14 protein-coding genes are annotated in these 19032 nt (G+C 43.8%); 11 read left to right on the top strand and 3 right to left on the bottom strand.

The window, feature by feature from the left end; genetic code table 11:
* Positions 1–599 precede the first annotated feature (599 nt).
* The 11 genes from ACFW2W_RS06430 to ACFW2W_RS06380 all read left to right on the top strand — a co-directional run bounded on the left by ACFW2W_RS06430 (position 600) and on the right by ACFW2W_RS06380 (position 16248).
* Entirely contained in the window at positions 600–2462 is a 1863-nt protein-coding gene (locus tag ACFW2W_RS06430) for a fatty acyl-AMP ligase (protein ID WP_378174875.1), read from the top strand.
* A gap of 66 nt (positions 2463–2528) precedes the next feature.
* Complete coding sequence (locus ACFW2W_RS06425; RefSeq protein ID WP_378174872.1) at positions 2529–4337, top strand: acyl-CoA dehydrogenase family protein; 1809 nt, start codon at positions 2529–2531, stop codon at positions 4335–4337.
* Positions 4306–4758 (top strand): acyl carrier protein, encoded by a 453-nt coding sequence (locus ACFW2W_RS06420; protein ID WP_378174869.1) that lies wholly within the window; start codon positions 4306–4308, stop codon positions 4756–4758. The genes ACFW2W_RS06425 and ACFW2W_RS06420 overlap by 32 nt, the downstream gene beginning before the upstream one ends.
* Positions 4759–4948: 190 nt before the next feature.
* Complete coding sequence (locus ACFW2W_RS06415; protein WP_378174866.1) at positions 4949–6412, top strand: MBOAT family O-acyltransferase; 1464 nt, start codon at positions 4949–4951, stop codon at positions 6410–6412.
* Entirely contained in the window at positions 6412–7377 is a 966-nt protein-coding gene (locus tag ACFW2W_RS06410) for a hypothetical protein (RefSeq protein ID WP_378174863.1), read from the top strand. The genes ACFW2W_RS06415 and ACFW2W_RS06410 overlap by 1 nt, the downstream gene beginning before the upstream one ends.
* Before the next feature lie 64 nt (positions 7378–7441).
* Positions 7442–8803: an NAD(P)/FAD-dependent oxidoreductase gene (locus tag ACFW2W_RS06405; RefSeq protein ID WP_378174860.1), complete on the top strand. Its 1362-nt coding sequence runs from the start codon at positions 7442–7444 to the stop codon at positions 8801–8803.
* 69 nt (positions 8804–8872) lie between these two features.
* A complete protein-coding gene (locus tag ACFW2W_RS06400; RefSeq protein WP_378174857.1) occupies positions 8873–10708 on the top strand; it encodes a DCC1-like thiol-disulfide oxidoreductase family protein in 1836 nt (611 codons plus the stop codon).
* 178 nt (positions 10709–10886) lie between these two features.
* Positions 10887–12449, top strand: coding sequence for a glycosyltransferase family 39 protein (locus ACFW2W_RS06395; protein ID WP_378174854.1), 1563 nt, complete (start codon positions 10887–10889; stop codon positions 12447–12449).
* A gap of 56 nt (positions 12450–12505) precedes the next feature.
* On the top strand, positions 12506–14059 hold the full coding sequence (locus ACFW2W_RS06390; protein WP_378174851.1) for an ArnT family glycosyltransferase: 1554 nt from the start codon (positions 12506–12508) through the stop codon (positions 14057–14059).
* A gap of 60 nt (positions 14060–14119) precedes the next feature.
* Positions 14120–15757 (top strand): glycosyltransferase family 39 protein, encoded by a 1638-nt coding sequence (locus ACFW2W_RS06385; RefSeq protein ID WP_378174848.1) that lies wholly within the window; start codon positions 14120–14122, stop codon positions 15755–15757.
* 203 nt (positions 15758–15960) lie between these two features.
* The gene (locus ACFW2W_RS06380) at positions 15961–16248 is read left to right on the top strand and encodes a ferredoxin (protein ID WP_378174845.1); all 288 of its coding nucleotides are present in this window, start codon (positions 15961–15963) and stop codon (positions 16246–16248) included.
* Between the two features lie 8 nt (positions 16249–16256).
* Here ACFW2W_RS06380 and ACFW2W_RS06375 read toward each other — a convergent pair whose 3' ends face one another.
* From ACFW2W_RS06375 to ACFW2W_RS06365, 3 genes are all read right to left on the bottom strand, one after another.
* Positions 16257–17261, bottom strand: coding sequence for a YgfZ/GcvT domain-containing protein (locus ACFW2W_RS06375; RefSeq protein ID WP_378174842.1), 1005 nt, complete (start codon positions 17259–17261; stop codon positions 16257–16259).
* Positions 17262–17419: 158 nt separating this feature from the next.
* Positions 17420–18064, bottom strand: a complete 645-nt coding sequence (locus tag ACFW2W_RS06370; protein ID WP_378174839.1) for a Uma2 family endonuclease — start codon at positions 18062–18064, stop codon at positions 17420–17422.
* A 128-nt stretch (positions 18065–18192) separates the two neighbouring features.
* On the bottom strand, positions 18193–19026 hold the full coding sequence (locus tag ACFW2W_RS06365; protein ID WP_378174836.1) for a TdeIII family type II restriction endonuclease: 834 nt from the start codon (positions 19024–19026) through the stop codon (positions 18193–18195).
* Positions 19027–19032: the final 6 nt, after the last annotated feature.

Genomic DNA, 19032 nt, shown 5'->3' with positions numbered 1-19032 from the left:
GGATGGGCATCTCTAGCTAAATGTTTGAAAACTTGTAATTCTACATCCATTGCCCTACCTACTGTGTAGAGTTTTATTTTTCAATTTCTTTATTCATTATATTCGGAAAGTGACAGAAGAGGGATAATCCCTACTAGCAAAGGGGTTAAACTTTGCTGGTAGTCACATCTTCCGGAAACCAGCTTTTGTAAAAAAAATTTACTGTTTGTAATTTAGATGACAGATTAATCCTGCTTAATAATGAAATAACTTTACAAAATCTTTATAAAACTTTTTAGGTGCCATATCAAGAAAAGCAATGTAGGATAAGTTATTTGACGTATTTAGTCTGGGGGTTCAAATATATTTTTTTGATAAAGATTCGTAGAATTACTAGTCTTCAAGATAGACATCAGATCAAAATTGAAAAACCACCGAAAGATTGATCTTTTTACTCAAGACCACTATCTGTAGCTTCCATGATTGTTCAAGTTAGACGCTTTTTTAAAATCCGAACAAAAACAATAAAGAAAATGAATCGTAGTTCTTAACCTAGCGCTCTCAACTTTCTGGTGCCGCGACCACTTCTCAATAAAGCTACCAGGTTTCCATCAGTACTTATGAACACCGTCACACCAGGCGATATTGATTCTTCTACAGCTCAGAATTTTTCTACGCTGGTTGAACTGCTGCGGTGGAGGGCACTCCAGCAGCCGGAAAAGCTAGCTTATACGTTTCTGATTGATGGCAAGAAAGAAGGTTCCCAGCTCACTTATGCACAGCTCGATCGTCAAGCGAGAGCGATCGCTGCCTTGCTACAACAGCATAATGCTAAGGGAGAGCGGGCACTGCTGCTTTATCCACAAGGTCTAGAAGTGATCGCTGCTTTTTGCGGTTGCTTATACGCCGGAACGATTGCCATTCCCGTACCCCCACCGGAAGCGGGGCGACTGAAGCGAACCTTGCCCAGACTGCAAGCGATCGCAAAAGATGCCCAAGCCTCATTGGTGCTAACCACCTCTGGAATTCTTTCCCTGGTTGAAGAGTACGACGAGAAGATTCCGGAATTTCAGGCGATGCGCTGGATTGACACCGAGCAGGTAGACCTGTCTCTGGCTGATACCTGGCAAGATCCAGCCGCAACCAGCGATATGCTGGCGTATCTCCAGTACACCTCAGGCTCCACCTCCACCCCCAAAGGTGTGATGCTCAGCCACGGCAACGTGATGTTCCACTCAGCGAACCTCCAAAAAGCCTGTGGCTATACCCCAGACAGCGTGACTGTGGCGTGGATGCCTTACTTCCACGATTACGGATTGGTTGAAGGACTCATCCAACCCCTCTACAACGGTATCCCCTGCTACGTGATGTCGCCCTTCGCCTTTATTAAACGCCCGTTTCACTGGCTCCAGGCGATTTCGCGCTACAAAGTCACCCATAGCCAAGGTCCTAACTTCGCCTACGATCAATGCGTGCGTAGGGTTACACCAGAACAACGCGCCACCCTAGACTTGAGTAGTTGGCGTGCAGCAGGCAATGCCGCCGAGCCAATCAACCCTCAAGTCATGGAAAGTTTCTACGAAACCTTTGCACCGTCTGGGTTTCAGTGGAATGCCTTTTGTCCTGCCTACGGATTGGCTGAGGCAACTCTGTTAGTATCCTTCTCTGCACAAACCGCAACACCCGTTTTGTGCAATCTCGATCCGGCAGCATTGGAAAAAAATCGCGTCGTTCCAGCCTCCAAAAATCATGATATTGTGCGGACGGTAGTAGGATGCGGGACTAAAGTTGGCAATACCAAGATAGCGATCGTGCATCCAGAGAAATTCACCCGATGTGCAGAGGATGAAGTCGGCGAAATTTGGGTATCCGATCCTAGCGTGGCTCAAGGCTATTGGCAGCGACCCGAAGAATCGGAAAGCACTTTCCAGGCACGCATCGCAGATACAGGTGTTAGCGAAGCGGGGCGAAGTCCAGAGACATTTCTACGGACTGGCGACTTGGGATTCTTAAAAGATGGTGAGCTATTTATCACAGGTCGCATCAAAGATTTAATTATCATCCGAGGCACCAATCACTATCCGCAAGATATTGAATGGACTGTACAAGAAAGCCATGCAGCGCTTCGACCCGAACATGGCGCAGCGTTTTCAGTGATGGTGGGCGAGGAGCGACTGGTAATTGTCCAAGAAGTCGAGCGCCATACCCAGAATCTAGACAACAATGAGGTCATGGGAGCCATCCGTCAGGTGGTATCAGAACAGCACGAGCTACAGGTTTATGCTGTGGTATTGGTGAAGCCTGGAAGTATCCTGAAAACTTCCAGCGGCAAGATTCAGCGTCAGGGTTGCCGAGCAGCTTTCTTAGCAGGAAGTCTGGATGTAGTCGCGGATTGGAGCGAAAATCCTCAAGCCACGGCAAAGTTTCAAAGTCTCAAGGGAGAAGTAGAATCCCTGTTGCAGAAAGTGCAAATGCCTAAATAGCGATTGGGATTGGGAATTGCTAATTGCGATTACCCATTACCCATTACCCATTACACGGAGAATTCAATGCATCAACTAAAACAGTACTGGGTCGCTGAAGCGCTCGAAAAGGATTTAGGCGATCCGACACAGGCGGAAAGTGTGATGTCCTTCAAAAGCGTCATGGAGTTGGACGAGCGCGAAGAATTTCCAGAAAAAGAAGTTGAATGGCTCTACAACTGGAATCTTCATCACTACCACATCCCCGTGGAATACGGCGGCGAACTGAAATCTTATGAAGAATTCATCGCTTTTGTGAGAGTTTTATCCAGACGCGACCTTACGGCATCGATAACTTTCAGCACGCTTTTCTGGTCTGGTTTGGTTTGGATGGCGGGCACCCACGAACAGAAACAAAAGCTAGCAAAGTTTATTAAAGATAAGCATGGTGCCATGTGTCTCGCTTATTCAGAAAGGGCACACGGAAGCGACCTGGTTGCCAGCGATGTCCAGGCAACTAAGGTTCCTGGTGGTTATCTCCTGAATGGGGAAAAATGGCCAATCAACCGAGCGACAATTTCTGGAATTTCGGTTGTGCTTGCCAAAACAGATGACAGTGGTGGGGCACGCAGCTTGTCTCTGTTTGTTGTTGATAAAAGCGAGATCGATCCAGCGGGTTATTCCAATCTTCCTAAGATCAAGACTTTGGGAATTCGCGGTTCCGATATGAGCGGAATCCGTTTTGATAACTGCTTTGTGCCTGAAGAAATGCGTTTGGGGCAAGAAGGCGCGGGTTTAGAATTAGGGCTGAAAGGCTTTCACCTAACTCGTACTTTGTGTGCAGCATTTTCTTTAGGATCGGCGGATACAGCGCTTAGAACGGTGCTGAAATTTGCTCTAGGGCGGAAACTGTACGGCAAAACTGTTTTTGATATTCCCCACCCTCGGACTACTTTAGTAGAGGCTTTTTTAGATATTTTGGTTTGCGATTGTGTCACGATTGCAGGGGCAAGAAGTTTTCATGTCGCGCCGGAACAATCTAGCGTTTCATCTATCTTCGTGAAATATTTTGTGCCGACGGCTGTGGAAAAGGTTGTTCAAAACCTTTCCGTGATTCTAGGGGCACGCTTTTATTTACGCGAAGGTCACGATGAGGGAATTTTCCAAAAGGTTGCCAGAGACAATGCCATTATTAGCGTGTTTGATGGCAGTACGGTTGTTAACTTGCACGCGCTGATTTTACAGCTTCGTCAGATGGCGAAATACCGGGCGAAAAGAAATGCTGCTACTTATGAGAGATTGCGATCGCGTCTGGAATCCAGATTTTCTCTAGCGGCACCTCTGCCGCCGTGCGAACGAGCAAAATTTGAGCTGTTCAGTCGGGGATGCGATGACGTTTTACAAGGTCTGGAAATCTCTCTAGAACACTTGTATGACTTAAAGACGGATTCCAGCGTCGATGCTGAAGTGTTGCAGAAGCTGATAACACTGACAAGCACTGTCCTCGAAGAACTCGACGCACAGGATGAATTCTTGGCAAGCTCAGGCTTTGAATACGGACACGATCAGTCTCCTGAGTTATTTGAACTAGCCAAGAAGTACTGCACATTGCACGCCGCCGCCGCAGCTGTACATATGTGGATTTACAACCGAAAAATCTTGGGTGACTTTTTTGCCAAAGGTGAATGGCTGGCAATTTGCCTCAACAGACTCCTGATGACTTTTCGTCCTTCATCAGGTATCATTCCTAGCATTTACATCGAGAATGTTGCCCAAGAACTTCTCAAGCTTGACAGAGAAAACAAGATGTTTTCGATTGTCCCCCTCCAACTAGCCCAATCCCAATCACAAGAGGAGAAACCCCATGCAGCTTCAGAACTCCAGCTCCAAGCCTAGTGAAGATTTAAGCAAAAACAATTTACAAGACGACAGTATGATTGTTGAAAACTCCCCGGCTGAAGCGATTCAAACCTGGCTAGTTACCAAGCTTTCTAAGCAACTTTCACTCAATGCAAAAACCATTGATGTCCGCGAACCTTTGACGCGCTACGGGCTGGATTCCATCGATGCTGTCACCTTAGTTGGGGATTTAGAGGATTGGCTGGGATGCGAGCTTCCTTCGACTCTGCTGTGGGATTACCCTACTATTGAAAAATCTGCTGAATACTTGGTTAAAGAGTTTGATGTCTCAGCGGCAGTATCTACAGATGCTGTAAGCAATGGAAAGGCAGCTAGTAATGACCAAACGGAAAAAGTAGAGGCATCTTCCAAGTCTTCTGGTTGGGGCGGTCTCTGGAACCGGATTAGCGGCAGCTAGAGAAAGATAAACGGGTTGGTAATTGGGAATTGGTAACTGGTTAAAAATTTTGTTTGCTGTTGTGGTGGCTGTAAATCTTCAACTCCGGACAATGAAAGATAACCCATTTCTGATGACTAATTACCAATCGCTAAATACTCGATTAAGATACTAACTTTTAATTGCTAAAAAATATGGAGGAAACAGTCAATTGAATTTCTCTGATTTCTCCTTCTGGTGGGTACTTCTTCTGATCGGCGTTCCACTTTTCACGGTTCGCTATATAGGCAAGTACCTGAACATTTGGCGAGATTACTTTGATAGCATCGGGTTGATGGTGCTGTCGCTGACGCTGTTTATGAATGCGTCGCGCTCCAGCTTTATCATCTTCGCCTTTGAGATTATCTTTAACTACTTGATGGTGCGGCTGATGTTGCGCCGTCGAGGTTGGGAATCGCAAGCGATCGCAGCAGCGGTGATCGGGATCGACATCGCCATCCTTGCCTACTTCAAATACGTGAACTTCTTTGTGGAAGATGTTCTAGGACTATTTGTGGGAGGAGTTGCTGAGAGTTGGCAGCAGAGAGGCGGCATTCCCGGAGCAGGTGCAATTCCTCCAGGGATTTCGTTCTACACCTTCCAGATGGTTGCTTTTGTAGTGGATTCATTCAGAAGCAAAAACAAGCAGCCAACTAAAGTTATTGATTACATCAACTTTGTTTCCTTCTTCCCACAAGTCGTCGCTGGCCCGATTGAGCGCCGAGCTGACCTGTTTCCTCAAATTGAATCATTCCGCTTTAAGTTCTCTGTAGAAAACTTCGAGGATGGTCTCAAGTGGCTGTCTTTGGGCTTGTTTATGAAGTTGGTACTGGCGGATAACTTGTCGCCGTACATCAACTTGCAAGAAACTGCAAATGTCTGGCTAGTCTGGCTATCTATCTACTTATTCACCCTAAGAATTTACTTTGATTTTGCCGGATATAGCTTCATTGCGCTGGGTTTAGCGAAGTTTCTAGGGGTTCAACTAACGCTTAACTTCATCGCCCCCTATACCTCCCCAAGCATCCAAGAATTTTGGCGTCGCTGGCACGTGACGCTGAGTACCTGGTTTCGAGACTACGTTTTCCTCCCCCTGATGGGCGCAAAGAAGCAGTGGGCGGCATTTTATCTGTTCGTCACATTTACGCTCTCAGGCTTTTGGCACGGAGCCGCTTGGAATTTCATCATTTGGGGTGCCTATCATGGCTTGTTACTGCTAGTTCTGCGATATGCGGGTCGCCCTTTTTACCGCTTCGTTGGCGAACGTCTATTCATGCCTCAGTTCTTATCGTGGGCGCTAACGTTTGGTTCAGTGATGCTGGGCTGTCTATTCTTCATGGAGTCAGATATCACTCGACTGGTACAGAAGCTGCAAACACTGGTGACGCCTTGGGCGTACTCGTTCTCAAATTTGGGAAAGGCAATGAGTTCCTTTAGCGAGAATGAGGGAGCTGTATTAGTTTTGATACTCTTTCTCACAGCGGCGGAATTGTTCTTGGAACACCTCGCAGTTTGGCAAAAACGGACGTGTGAATATGATTTGCTGTTATCTCCCTGGTTAACTCGTGTTCTTCTGGGTTTGACCATCTTGCTAGCTGCAAATACCCCTTCTAAATTTATTTACTTCGAGTTCTAATGTGGAAACCTCTAAAGCTTGCTAGTTGGATAGCGGTTGCTGGCTTAGCCTGGTCTGTTGGGTACCTTTATAACGTGCGCTACGGTGGAGAACTGAGCTGGCTGCGTGCCATGTACGAACGCAAGGTGGCGCTGGCAAGCCAAATTGAAGCACCCCACCGCCTGCTGATAACAGGTGGTTCTGGAGCGCACTACACGTTGAATACCAAGCTAATGGAGCAAGAACTCGGCATTCCCGTATTCAACATGGGGTTAGATGGCCCAATTGGTCTAGATGTCATCCTTCCGAGTATTTTGAGTCAAGTTCGCCCAGGCGATATCGTGCTTCTGATTCCAGAGTACCTGTTGCTGTTGGATGAGGATGGGCTGGGCGATCGCTCTGGTTCGTTTGGGATGGCAATTGGACAGCCCGGTTTGGGAGGAATCCCTCCCAAACAGTTGGCTCTAGACGCGATGCTGCTTGGGGTTCCAACTCTTAGAGGAATTACTAAGTCGAGCTTGGAGGTGATTGAAAACGGAAAAATGACCGGCTACTACTCCGATCCGGTTGACGAACGTGGCGACCCTACCGTGACCAAAGAACGCGCTGGGAAGTGGTGGCAGATGAAATTTGAAGAACCCGTATCTAAACACGCGCTTCAGCGGATCTCTAAATTCCGCGAAGAAGTCGAGGCAAAGGGAGCGACTTTAGTGCTGTCATTGCCGTGGGTATATGCTAACAGTAGCGATGAGAAGACGGTTAGTAACGTTAAAAAGACGGCTGAGGAACTGAGCAAAATCGCTCCATTGATCTACGAGAAGGACTCGTTGAACTTGAAGAGTGACTCTAACTTGTTTGCCGATACCCACTATCACCTGAAACCGGAAGCCAGAACAATCAGGGCAATGGAGCTGGTTCAACAGCTAAAGCCAGCGATCGCTTCGCAACTGACAGCACCCAACTCCACAACCAAAGTGCCGCAATAGCTAATCGCTAATCTTCCATTAGGGTTCGATATCAAGCTTATTTACACGCACCCCTGTCAATGATATGGACGGCAAGCTAGACGGCACAAGGCATCGGAGAAAGGTCAGTTCTGCTTCTTCTGGGTCTGGGAACGCAACTCCCACCCGAATTTGCATTCTCGGTGGGGGCTTTGGCGGTCTTTACACTGCTTTGTACCTGCGCCGTTTTTCCTTACTGAAATCAAATAAATGCGAAATTACCCTGGTTGAGCAAAAAGATCGCTTTCTCTTTACTCCCTTGCTATACGAACTGGTGACAGACGAACTGCAAGCGTGGGAAATTGCTCCTTCTTATCAGAAGCTATTAAGGAACACAAATATTCGTTTTTGTCAAGAGACGATTCAGGAGGTTGATTTACAAACGCGCCAGGTAAAGCTTCAATGCGGTGAGGTACTCGCTTACGACTACCTAGTTTTGGCAGTAGGGGGAGAGACGCGCTTAGAGGGCGTTCCCGGAGCTGGCACTTATGCCCAAACCTTTCGCAGTTTGGCGGATGTAGAGCTTCTTAAACAACAGCTGCGCGAGTTTGAGCTTTCTGAGCAGAAACAAATTCGGATCGCGATCGCTGGCGCTGGCCCCAATGGCGTAGAACTAGCTTGTAAAATAGCCGACCGGCTACAGGAACGAGGGCAAGTGCTGGTGATTGACCGGGGCAATCAAATTCTTAAAACCTTTTCCGCTCATACTCAAGCTGCTGCTCACCGTGCTTTATCTGCTCGTGGCGTGCGGGTAGAATTAGAAACGAGCATCAACCGCATTGAACCTGACCAAATCACCTTGGTTCGGGATGGTCAGATTGACACTCTGCCTGTAGATTTGGTATTTTGGACGGCTGGAACCCGACAGATCGATTGGGTGCGCGAACTCGATTGCCAGCATAATCGCCAGGGACAACTGATTTCTTGCCCTACCTTACAATTGGTTGACTATCCAGAAGTGTTTGCCTTGGGGGATTTGGCGGAAATTTACAATCCCCGTGGCGCACGGGTGCCAGCAACTGCTCAAGCCGCTTTTCAACAGGCAGATTGTGCTGCCCGCAACATTTGGGCAGCGATCGCTGGCAGACCCTTACGGCGCTTCCGCTATTTGCACTTGGGAGAAATGGTGACGCTGGGAAAGGGTGCCGCTGCGGTCTCTAGCTTTGGTCTGAATCTAGAAGGGCGCTTGGCATCTATTACCAGACAAGTCGTCTACCTCCAGCGACTGCCAACGGTGCCTCACCGTCTCCAGGTGGTGAGAAATTGGCTTCACCAAGCGATTCGGCGGGTTGTTTTAACAGTCTGGAAGTGGCTGACGGCAATCCGGCGGCAGTTAGTAAAGCTAGGGTTCAAGAGTTTGGGAAAACGGCGATTGGCGGCGAATTACTCCCGACGATCTAAGTATTAAATTTAACAAACGGCTAATCGCTGACTGCGATTAATCATGAAAAAATTTTCCATCAAGGTCTAACGTTTTATGGCTTCTACTCAGCAAAAATCTAAAGCCATTTTTACTTCCAAGCTTGAGCAACTGTTTGGGTTAGACCTGCGATCGCTAGCCCTGTTTCGGATTGGCTTGGCGCTGGTTGTCCTTGCCGATTTAATCATTCGGGCTGGGGATCTGACAGCACATTATACAGATGCTGGAGTGATGCCGCGATCGCTACTAGCCACTATCTTAAAACCTTGGTATTGGTCAGTTCATGCGCTGGGCGGTCAAACCTGGTTTCAAGTAATTCTGTTTTTGCTGGCTGGATTTGTTGCTTTAGGGTTATTGGTGGGATATCGCACCAGGTTGGCAGCGATCGCAACTTGGGCGCTAATGGTATCTCTCCACAACCGGAACCCAGCTTTAATTTTTGCGGCGGATGATGTACTTCGCGCACTGCTTTTCTGGACAATGTTTTTGCCCTTGGGTGCTTATTACTCCATTGATAGTGCCCTGAATACATCCACCCAAAAATTACCCAAGCGCATCCTCTCCGGTGCCACGCTAGCACTGACGCTACAGCAATGCTTCATCTACATCTTTTCGGCGGCTTTTAAAGCTAAGAGTACGCTTTGGTGGCCTGATGGCAGTGCGGTTTATTATGCCTTGAATTTCGACCAGTACGCTACAGCATTTGGTCAATTCCTACTTAGCCTGCCTTCTGCACTCTTAGTCTTACTCACCTTTAGCGCCTTGTCGTTGGAATCAATCGGGCCACTGTTCCTCTTCGTTCCCTTTCGTACTAGCTTTTTCCGCTGCTGTACAATTATCTCGTTTATCCTCTTACATATCGGTTTCGGATTGTCGTTTGTACTGGGGATTTTCCCGTTTCTCAGTATAACTAGCTGGCTAGTTTTCATCCCAACTGAAGTTTGGGACTCAGTATCTAAGCGGCTGTATACTCCCGAACGAGCCGGACTCCAGATTTACTACGATGCCGACTGCGGCTTCTGCAAGAAGGTTGTCTACCTGATTCGCACTTTCCTGATATTGCCTGCACAGACGCCACTGCTCTTAGCTCAGGACGATCCCTCGATCTTTGCAGATATGCAAGCGAAAAATTCCTGGGTAGTGGTGGATTGGCAAGGAAACAGACATTTTAAGTGGGAAGCGATCGCCTACGTATGTAGTTTATCCCCCATCTTTAAGCCACTGGTTCCCCTTCTCAAATGGAGACCCGTGATGTCTGTAGGAACGAAATTTTACGAGACAATTGCATCTAACCGCAAGGCTGCTGGTAACTTTACCAAACCCTTCAAGTTCCGTCCCCTTGAAGTACGTTCTTCGCGACCGATGAATATAGTGACGTTACTCTTGCTAGCTTACGTCACCATCTGGAATTTCCGAAGTTTTGCCCCAGAAAAATTTAATCGAAAAGCGTTAAATTCAATTGACTGGATTAGTCGCATTTTGAGGGTAGACCAATCTTGGAGTATTTTTGCTCCCGCTCCCCCCAGAGATGATGGTTGGCACGTAATCCCAGGCAAACTTAAAGATGGAACTGAAGTTGATGTTTTGAGGGACGGCGATCCTGTGAGTTGGGAGAAGCCGAGTCGGAAGATGCGAAACGCCCTCTATCGAAATATGCAGTGGCGCACCTATTTCATCAATCTCAATCGCGCTATCGGCAAAAAGCTTTATCCCTACTATGGGCAATACCTCTGCCGCGACTGGAACGCTCGACACCAAGGTTCAAAACAACTGGATAACTTTGAAATTGACTTTATGAACGAGAGAACTGTGCCACCCGGTCAACCTCAAAATGTAGAAAAGAAGCCCACTTGGCAGCAATCCTGCTCCCAGAATCCCGAACTAGATAAGTAAAGATCATCTAGCAAAAAGTTTGGAGTGACAAGTTTAAAACACTTATCATTCAAATTTTTTCCAGCCGAGCGACCAGATAAACCTTACTATTTAAGACTTGCATGGTTTTGCCAGTCGCATCGGCTCTGTCCTTATTAGTTCTCACTTGATTATGCAGCGCTATCGTTAAACATTTAAAATGCTTAAATTTAAATTTTGGGAAATGCTCGATAGCAAAAATAAGCAAAAACTTAAAACCTATTTAAGTATATTTATTTTTTTCTGGGCGCTCTTTATTTTGAGTAATTGCGGATTCGATTATGCCGAAGGCTCCTTCCACTACAAGCTTGCAGAGCATATTGTTACCACAGGACAATTAGGTTTTGATACTTCACAAGAGGGAATTTTTTCAATAGCACCTAATGGTAGAACCTATGCTTCCCAAGAAATAGGAAACACACTATTTTTTCTGCCTACCGCTTTTTTTAACGTAATTTTAGAAAGGATTTTGTCTCCCTTCGCTACGTTGAAAGCTATATCTATAACGAAAGAATTTATACGTTCATTTCAGCCTGGGTTTTATTCTGCACTCACAGTCACTGCTTTTTTCGGTATCTTGCGGTTTCAGTTTGGTCAAGCTATCTTACCCAGCTTTATAGCGACCTTATGTCTAGCTATTAGCACTTATTTTTGGACTTATACTAGAGAATCGTTTGATGGAGTTCTCTGTTCTACATTATTAACTGCATCTTTCCTGCTCCTATTAAATTTTATAGATAGTAAAAAATCCCCTTATTTAATATTAGCTTTTATTTGTCTAGGGTTTTCTTTGATTACCAGAATTTCCATGATTTTAGCTATAGTAGCTTCAATTGGTTATCTGGTACTTATTAGCAGACTGTCTTTAATAATCAGAATAAAGAATGTCGCTACTGCATTACTGATAATCTTACCTTTTTTATTATGGCAATCTTGGTATAACCATCTAAGAACTGGATTTTTCTACCTTTCTCCGGTTCAAACAGACGCAAAATACTTGGGTAACAATGCGTTGGATGGAAATGTTTTTACAGGATTAGCAGGTCTTTTGCTAAGTCCTGGAAAAAGTATATTTATTTATGCCCCTTTATTAATCCTATCTGTTGTTCTATTCAGAAAATTCTTTAAGGAGCATCAAAAAGAAGCTTTGTATATATTGGTACTAACAATAGCCTGGTTTCTACTCCATGCAAGGTTGAGGAGTTGGTATGGTGGCGGGGGATGGGGACCCCGTTATCTAGTCACCGTCCTACCCATTCTCTTTTTGCCCTTTGCAGCCAATATAGAATATGTGCTACAAAGAACCTCGTTGAAACTCTCAGCAATTTTTCTAGCTTGTTTTGGTTTTATTCTCTCATTGTCATCAATTATTTCACATTGGTACTGGAGGCTAGATTTTGCTAGAAAAGATGAAGTAGCTTATGTCTGGAAGTTCTCAAATAGCCAGTCATTGGATATGTTGAAGAGTGCAACGAGGAATCTTGTCACTTCTTTTAAAATTGCTACTCATTCCCCAGCAATTCAAAAGCAAAATTTATGGTATTTACATTCAGACATAGAAGCTTACGGTAGTCATACTGTAAATATCTGGCCTAACTCTCTTGTATTTATCGGTATTCCTTGGTATTTAGTAGCGATTTTAGTTGCTTTTTTATTGTTGATAATGTATTTATCTATTCGGAATATTTTCCATCTGGAAGCTACCAGCAAGATGACAGATTGAATTAATTTCAGGGACAGGCATAAAGAATGAGTTTTTTAAGGAATAGGGTTAAAACAATGTTAAAGCTTAAGAATAGCCCAGCAAACATTACTGCATATACTTTAATCGTATTATCCCTAGTTTTTGGCTTTTTTATCCGACTATTCAGTGTTCTCAAATATACCACTTTTTTTTATTACGATCAGGCCAGAGATGCTGAAATCTACATGGAGATGTGGCAAGGAAATTGGCCAATATTAGGTCCCTCTGCATCTGTGGGAGGATATCATCTACCACCTCTTTATTATTATCTAGTTTTTCCTTTTACTATATTTGGCCCAGATCCAGTTTTTACGGCTATACCTAATGCTTTATTCTCTTTTTTATCTATTCCGCTTTTAATTTATTTAGTTTATGAACTGTTAGAAAATGTTGAATATTCAAAACGCCTTCTTTTGGCAGGATTAGCGGGTTTTTGGTACAGTCTAATTTTTGGGGAAATTTTTATAAGTACCTTCCAGTGGAACCCCAGTCCAATTGTATTTTTTCTGCTTTGTTTTACTTTACTCTACAAATATCAGTTAGAAGCTAGATTTTCTTTGGTTCCTCAATGCTTTTCTTGGGTACTTTATGGAATTGTTTTAGCAATACTAATTAGCTTGCACTCCACGACTCTTTTTGTTATGCCAGTGGTTTTTATCGCCAGCTCTATTTTGTTTATATCAAAAAACCGTAGGACTCCTATTAGGTATCTACTACCTATTTTGTCTGTTTTAGCAGCATTTGTAGCTTTGTTTCCTTATTGGAAAGGAGAGATTAGTCGCGGTTGGTTGAATACTAAACAAATTATGGTGACTTTAACTAGCTCTAATCAAGAAGCTCACTCTAATATTTTGAGTAAGATTGGTAGGCTGGTATTTAATTATGTTGAATTAGGACAACAAGCTTATTTTACCGGCGAAGGTTGGTTTTATATCTTAATCTCTACTATTTTCTTGGCGATTGTTCTAACGGTAGGGATAGCTAAATTTAAAGGAAACAAAACTATTTTCAGTGTTTTAGCATTTACTTGGTCTATTTATTTATATGCTGCTTCAAATTATCAAGGAATTTATTACGTTCATTACAAGCTTTTAATTTTAATTGCTCCAATAATTTTGGCTGTGTTGAGTTTAGCTTACTTGGATTTATCTAGAAAAACAGACAAGTTATTGAGTGTTTTTTTAATTGTAAGTATAGTTTTGTCAATCTTGATTAATATAAACTATGACTATCAGTATTTAACCAGCAAGTATAGCCAAAATAGACTGGTATCTACTTCTGACATTACTCAAATTCTAAGTCAATTACCTGCAAACTCAACAATCTGTACATTTGATCCGAAACCTGTCGGTTGGATGTCAATGTACCAGCCCTACAAATATATTGATAAATACATCACTAAAAAGAATTTAAATATTGTCAAAACCTTTTGTCAAGCAGGTAATTACTTGGTTTATCCAAAGTCCTATATGGTACAACGAACTGATAATCTTTTTCCAGTTTTTAAGGTTTATAGTAATCCAGATTTAGCACAAGATTATAGTACAGTTTTAGAAACTCCAGTTGCTGATGTTTATCTTCTAAAGTAGAAGAGACATCCTGTGTGGCTAAGTTAAATATTTAAGGACTGAAATGGACGGAGTAATCTTATGATGAAAGCCCAGAAGAAAGACAAAAATTTTTATTCCAAAGAGTTACGATTTTTCATTGTAATCTTGTTAATCATAGGTCTTTTCTTTCGATTTGCTAATCTTGAAAAAAAAGTTTATTGGGGTGATGAAAGTAGCACTTCACGTCGGATTTCAGGTTATACCTTAGAAGAAGTTAAGCAGGAAGCTTCTTATACTGGTGCAATCTCTGCTAAGGATTTGCAGAAATATCAGCGTCCTAATGGTGAAAAAGATTTAACTGATATGATTAATTCTTTAGCAGCAACTGCTGAGCATCCACCACTCTATTTTTTGCTAGCTCGATTTTGGGCACAGATGTGGGGAAACTCAGTGGCAGTGATGAGAAGTCTACCTGCTTTGATTAGCCTACTCGCGTTCCCTTGTATTTATTGGCTATGTGTAGAATTATTTGAGTTGCCCCTGGTGGGATGGATGGCAACCGGGCTGATAGCTATTTCACCATTTCATATCTTATATGCTCAGGAAGCGCGTCAGTATAGCTTATGGACAGTAGCAATCTTAATATCTAGTGCATCGCTTCTGAGAGCGATGCGAGTAAAAACAAAATCCGCTTGGGGTATTTATGCAGCAACTTTGATTTTAGGTCTTTATTCTCATTTATTTTTCGTATTGACTGCAATTAGTCATGGAATATATGTATTTTCGATAGAAAAGTTTCGGGCAAGCAAAACATTTATCTCCTATCTGCTGGCATCTTTAGCGGCTATCATACTTTTTGTACCTTGGCTTCTGATTGCTCTGGGTAACTTGTCAACAGTTGATGAAGCCACAGAGTGGACTCGATCAAGTTTTCCGATACAATCTTTGGTAAGAACATGGATTCTTAATCTTAGTCGGATTTTTCTTGATTTCAATTATAGTTTCAAATATAGAAATTTTTGGCTATATATCGGAATTTCTTTATCGTTAATTATAGTAATTTATTCAATTTACTTTCTCTGTCGTCAGACTGAAAAACGCATTTGGTTGTTTATCTTGACGATGGTTGGAGTTACCGCGATCGCATTGACATTTCCAGATTTAATTTCTGGAGGAAGACGCTCCGGCGTTGCTCGATATCTCATCCCTTCTTACTTAGCTATAGAAATAGCAATTGCCTACCTTCTTGCTGCCAAAATATCGTCACTTTCTGGTAAAATCTGGCAACGACGGCTATGGCAGATTGCTACAGCCGTAATCATTTCGGGAGGAGTTTTATCTTGTGCAGTCAGTTCTCAAGCACAAGAATGGTGGAGCAAATATAACAGTTGTCACTATAACGAAATAGCTCAGGTTGTTAACCAGAGTGCCCACCCACTTTATATCTGGTACAACTTACCTCCTTTTTCTCTTACTTATCTGCTCGATCCAAAAGTTCAACTTCAGTCAGTATCTAATCAACCTGTTCTTAAACCAAATGAAGAAATTGACAGCAAGTTACCTATAAATTCTATTGCTGGTGATTTCAGTGATGTATTCGTGGATTCAAAAAAGGCTTTGAAGGCTATTCTCGATCAAGAGCCAAGCTACCAGATAAAGAAAGTATATGAGTGGGAGCAGCAGATAGATCCTGTTTATATCATTAAGACTACTCTTTGGCACTTAGCAAAACAGTAATGATTAGAAAAGTTAATTTTTGAAAAAAGTTGTCTGTTTAGCGAATTATAGCGCGATCGCTTACCCTATCAAGATTGCCACTAACCTAGCATCGTCGTCTTGTGAAATTGCCTTGCCTTTGGTAGGAATCTGCCTGAGCTACCCTAGATATTGTAGGCTTCGGCTTCTTACCCAAAGGAGCGGAAATTTTTCTAACACGTACCTTGTCTTGCTCTAAAAGTATTTTAATTTGCCAAAACCGCAGCTGCCGCAAGCAGGGTGCAGCTAAAGTTTTGGCAGTTTTCCAGGCGTCTGGAGTTCCCGACGTCACTGTAACAGGTAGCCAATGCTTAGGACAATGTGGCAATGGCCCAATGGTATTGGTAATGCCAGAAGAGGTTTGGTACAACCACGTCCATCCCGATGAAGTGCCAACAGTTATAGAACGACATTTGCGGGGCGGGAAACCCGTTGCAGCAATGCTTTATGGCAAATTTCACCAGCGTTCGTAGTATTGCCCCTAAACGTAGTCCTGTGTCACAAAGGGCACCGCAACGAGTTCACCCTGGCTTTCCCCTACTTGTACTTTCAGTCCTTCACCACCGGCTTTGGTGCGAACGTAGCCTAGTCCAAAGGAACCTTGGTCGGTTTTGGTGTAGCTGGTGAGTTTGCCGACTTTTTCTTCTCCAACAGTAATTACGCTTCCTGGTTGGGCGGGTGCGTTGAGTCGGACGCCCCAAAGGTGTTGTTTGACACCTTTATAAGTGTTTAAACGGGCAATTGTCTCCTGTCCGATGTAGCAGCCTTTTTCAAAGGAGATTGTTTGCCACAAGCCTGCCTCTAGAGGATTGTAATCCTCAGTTAGTTCCAGGTCAGGTGCGGGGCGTCCTTGTTCGATTCGCAGATGTTCCCAGACGCGATCGCTCATCGGCACTGCCCCAGCTGGCGCTAGAGTATTCCACAGCGTTTCCTTATCAGCAGCGGAGAGGATTAGAGTGTATCCCGGTATTGCCAAACCGCTGCCCACAGCCACTCGCACCTCAGTATCTCCCACCGTGAATCGCTGATGAGAACCATCAGGTTGACCAATCATGACACCCGCACCCAACTGTTCTAATAGGGCATCACTCCCTGGCCCAATCAAGCTGAAGGTAGCGGTATTATCAGTTACATCGGTTAATTGCACCTTGTCAGCGAAAAAAATGTATTGGTCTAGCCATTTCATCAGCTTCTCGCGCCGATTGGGTGAAACCAGCAGCAGCACTGCATCTTCCATCACATAAGCGGTGGCTAAGTCAATCGTTCGCGCCGTTGATGTGACAAAAACCGTATCGCAGCCTTGTCCTGGCTTGAGTCGCTGGAAATCGTTTGTACTCTGGTTGTGCAAAAATCGGATGCGATCGCCTTCAGAAACTTGAATCCGTCCCCAATGAGAGCGATCGCATACAGCAACCCCCTCCCGCGCCGCTTGGATAGCTGCTGCACTCTTGTCGTCAAAATTGCCGTCAATTGCAGATGTAGGCATGGTGATTGTTGCTAATAGTTTCGATTTTCACCTAGCATTTCTGCTAGGTTCTCGGACTTGAAAATCTTATCAAATAAGACTAATCAGCTTCAATGTTGTACTCAATATGAAGCTAACATACAGTGCGAATCGCCCCGATCTAGAACATCAGGCAATGGTTACTGCTGAAATTGGGATAATAACCAAGCACCAACCAAACTCTGATTTTCTTGACGACTGCGCTGTAAAGCTTCCACTAGCACTGAAATCGCTAATCCCGGCAACACCTGAGACTCAGTAATTCTTTGACTTCCCCCAGCAGAGGTGATGGCAAAAGCAATAATTCTGATGTTCGCAACATCCACCACCCAATATTCTGCTACTCCTAAATCTTCGTACAGCAGCCGTTTTTGCCCGATGTCATCAGATAGTGAAGTATTAGCAATTTCAATCACTAAATCTGGTGGGGGACATTGGTCTAAATTTATGATTGACGTTCCCCAAGGAATCACATCGGCGTTTTCACCAATATAATAAGATACATCGGGTTGACTTTCTTGAACGCCTGTTTTTCTGAAGGTGCAGTTATCTTGTCCATTAAGGGGAATACCTTTAATGGTAGCGAACAAGGTGACAGCGAAAAGAATTATTGCATGATCTCTTGAGTGGTAAAAACCTACAGGTGACATTTCAATCCTCAATTGTCCATTATGGTAATAGCCTTTAGCTTTTTCTAGTTGCGGATCTTCAATCGCCTGGATATATTCATCCCAACTGGCTACAACCCAAGTATCTGTCGGTATTTTTGTTTGTAATTGACTCATGGTTAAGGTGTTTAGGACGCGATCGCTTCTCCAAATGTAGTATAATTTCTGAGATAGCGATCGCGCTTGGTGATGGGAATGCGATCGCCCCTCCTCCCCTTTACCACTCTTAAGTTACTAGACTAAGACTACAACTTCCCTTCATCAACATTAATAGGAGGTTCAATTCCAAGAAACTCTCTATATATTCTCTCTTTGTATTCTTTACCTATCTCATTTACAGCATCAATGAAAGCTTGGTAAGTACCCAATCCGCCTATTTTATCCCAAAACTCGTCGCCTATCAGAACCACCTCATCTTCTCTCATGTTGAACCAGCGGGCGGGAAAACTCCACTTATAATCTTCTCTTTTTCCATATGGGTTGTATGGAAGAGCATAATAAGCACCATCAATCAGCAATGGTTCCATACTGTAGAGTTTCAATATTTTCTCTTTACTAACTTTAGTTTGGTCACTATTGGGAAGAGGGGCTTTAAGCTCAAAAGCATATTTTTTGTTTTGAATTCGATCCTCAGCATAAACGTCACAAGTTATAGATACTGGGATATCATCACCTTCTCCTGCTAAAATGTACTCCAACTCAGAATCCCAGTTTGGCTTGACTCTCTGTTGTCCTTGCACTGGATGTTCCAAAGAATTAAGCACCTGGGTAATTCGTCTAAGTCTTTCAGTTTTGACTGTTCCAGTAATGCTGTGACCAGTAATCCCATAACCTAAACCTTGCATCGCTGCAACTTCCGCTAACTTTTCCCAGGCATTACCAAATGGAGTTACAAACCTTCTTTCAAAGTGAGAGCCTTTAAATATCTCATCGGGAACTAAGGCTGCAAAAAGAGGCTTTTTAGCTCGATGTTCTTCTTTGATAAAAGGGTCTTTTTCAATAGCATTGTACATAACTCTATCCATCATTATTTTAATAACGGATTGGATAGCAGCTTTCATCTCCTGCGGATTAGTCATTTTTCA

The organism is Coleofasciculus sp. H7-2, assembly GCF_042747725.1.
Taxonomy (GTDB): domain Bacteria; phylum Cyanobacteriota; class Cyanobacteriia; order Cyanobacteriales; family FACHB-T130; genus FACHB-T130.
This window is presented reverse-complemented; position numbering and strand designations above follow the sequence as displayed.